Raw genomic sequence first — 734 nt, 5'->3', positions numbered from 1 at the left:
TTATCAGGCTGTGGTAGCAGTAGTGGTGAAGATGAAACGATCAGACCCATTGCGGTAGCTGATTTATCGTCAGAGCGATTATCACCAGCAGATACACTGACATTAAGCAGTGTAGCCAGTACAACAGAAAATGAAGCAATTCAATCTTGGTTGTGGGATTTATCCGTTGCACCAGAGAGCAACGCAGTCACAATTGCAAATGCCGATGCAGCGCAAGCCAGCTTTACGCCAACCGAGCCGGGTGATTATCAGGTTTGTTTAACGGTAACGGACAATAAAGCGCAATCAGTGCCAGATTGTGCGGATTTTATTGTGATTAACCCAAATCCAACAGCGGTTATTAATCCAATTAGCTCAACGGTTGGGCAGCGAGTACAGTTAGACGGTTCAGACAGTTTACCGCCAACCGATGGAGATAGTGACTTTTTAACTTACCAATGGAGCATTGACTCCATGCCAGAGGGCAGTGCAGTTGCACTAGACGACGCTGCAATTGCAAAACCACGAATTACTACAGATTTAGAAGGTAACTACGAGTTAAGTTTAACTGTAGGTTATTTAGATAAAATCAGTGAAACAACACACTATACAGTCTCGGCTAGTTATGTGAATACCGCACCTGTACCTGTTATTGATATTCAAGGTGGAGATATTAACGCTTGGGTATTAGGCGAAACGGCTACTTTTGATGGCAGTGGTTCTACCGATGCTGATGACGATGATTTGCAATACCG

Annotated in this window: 1 protein-coding gene; it reads left to right on the top strand. The window is 44.0% G+C overall.

Annotated features, from left to right (window positions below):
- Positions 1-734 (top strand): PKD domain-containing protein (locus N7931_RS19335; RefSeq protein ID WP_262795974.1); only part of this gene is annotated, 734 nt, incomplete at both ends.

It is taken from the genome of Catenovulum sp. 2E275, assembly GCF_025515275.1.
Lineage (GTDB): Bacteria > Pseudomonadota > Gammaproteobacteria > Enterobacterales > Alteromonadaceae > Catenovulum.
The sequence above is the reverse complement of the archived record's forward strand: the minus strand, read 5'-3'. Positions and strand labels throughout refer to the sequence as shown.